General features: G+C 44.6%; 2 protein-coding genes. Both read left to right on the forward strand.

The window, feature by feature from the left end:
- On the forward strand, nucleotides 1–419 hold a 419-nt coding region (locus ACS8FD_RS13640), incomplete at its 5' end, for an isocitrate lyase/phosphoenolpyruvate mutase family protein (protein WP_439276275.1).
- 105 nt (nucleotides 420–524) lie between these two features.
- Entirely contained in the window at nucleotides 525–1655 is a 1131-nt protein-coding gene (gene prpC, locus ACS8FD_RS13645; protein WP_439261341.1) for a bifunctional 2-methylcitrate synthase/citrate synthase, read from the forward strand.
- Nucleotides 1656–1744: the final 89 nt, after the last annotated feature.

The following is a 1744-nucleotide window of genomic DNA, read 5'->3' on the forward strand; positions in this document are numbered from 1 at the left end:
TGGCGCGTACTGATGCGCTATCAGTTGAAGGGCTTGATGCGGCGGTTGAGCGAGCGGTAGCTTTTCAAGAAGCGGGCGCTGATATGATCTTTGCAGAAGCTTTAACTGACATTGAGATGTATCGTAAGTTTACCGATGTACTAGATATTCCGGTACTGGCCAACATGACTGAGTTTGGTCAAACTGACTTGTATACCACTGAGCAGCTACATGGCGTAGGTGTCGATATGGTGCTATATCCATTATCAGCCTTCCGTGCGATGAACAAAGCGGCATTAAATGTTTATCAACATATCTTAGATGACGGCACGCAAGAAAATGTCGTCGATACCATGCAGACACGCATGGAGCTTTATGATTTCTTGGACTATCATGAGTTTGAGCAAACACTAGATAAGCTGTTTGCGGACAATAAGTAAGAAAAATAAGTAAGGTATAAACTTGTTTTCTCAAGCCCTTTTAATAGTCAATACTGTTTAACTTAATCACCTTAACAACAAGCTACCAACAAAAGGAATTTAATCATGGCAGCAGGCAAAGAACTATCAGGCGCAGGACTACGTGGTCAGGTCGCTGGCAAGACTTCACTATCAACTGTCGGTAAATCAGGCTCAGGCCTTACTTATCGTGGTTATGACGTAAAAGATTTGGCCGAGCAATGCATCTTTGAAGAAGTGGCTTATCTGCTGCTTTATGGCAACCTGCCAACTCAAAGTGAGCTAGATACCTATCAAGCCAAACTCAAAAAGCTGCGCGGTCTACCACAAGCATTAAAAGATGTGCTTGAGCGTATTCCAAGCGAAGCCCATCCAATGGATGTATTGCGTACCGGTTGCTCAATGCTTGGTAATCTTGAGATGGAAACCGACTTTGAACAGCAAAATGATAAAACAGATCGTATGCTGGCGGTATTCCCATCAATTATCAACTACTGGTATCGCTTTAGCCATGACAATGAGCGTATCGAGACTGAAACCGATGATGACACTATTGGTGGTCACTTTTTGCATCTGCTTAAAGGCGAAAAACCAAATGAGCTTCACGAACGAGTGATGAACGTTTCACTTATCTTGTATGCTGAGCATGAGTTTAATGCTTCGACATTTACCGCGCGCGTCTGTGCTTCTACGTTATCAGATATCCATTCTTGCATCACCGGTGCGATTGGTTCATTACGCGGGCACTTGCATGGCGGTGCCAACGAGGCCGCTATGGATATGATTGAAGGCTTTAGCTCACCAGATGAAGCAGAAAAAGAGATGATGGCCATGCTTGAGCGTAAAGACAAAATCATGGGCTTTGGTCACGCTATCTATAGCGAATCTGATCCGCGTAACGTCATCATCAAACAATGGGCGGAAAAACTGGCTGAGGACGTTGGTGATACGGTTTTATATCCAGTATCTGTGCGCTGTGAAGAAGTCATGTGGCGTGAGAAAAAGCTGTTCTGTAATGCTGACTTTTTCCATGCCTCAACCTATAACTTTATGGGTATCCCAACCAAGCTATTTACCCCAATCTTTGTCTGCTCGCGCCTGACTGGCTGGGCAGCTCACGTCTTTGAGCAGCGCGCAAACAACCGTATTATTCGCCCAAGTGCGGAATACATCGGTGAAGAGCCAAGAGACGTACCTCCTATCGCTGAGCGTGGTTAATTGATTGTGTTTTTTTGACTGACTAGATAGGGTGTGTATGGCATGCCCTATCGCTTTCTAAAACAGCCGCAACATTTATTTAGCAAAAT

The organism is Psychrobacter sp. 1U2, assembly GCF_051847575.1.

Excerpts from the sequence above, each read along its gene's own strand:
- prpC (WP_439261341.1), top strand. The coding sequence starts at position 525 with ATGGCAGCAGGCAAAGAACTATCAGGCGCAGGACTACGTGGTCAGGTC.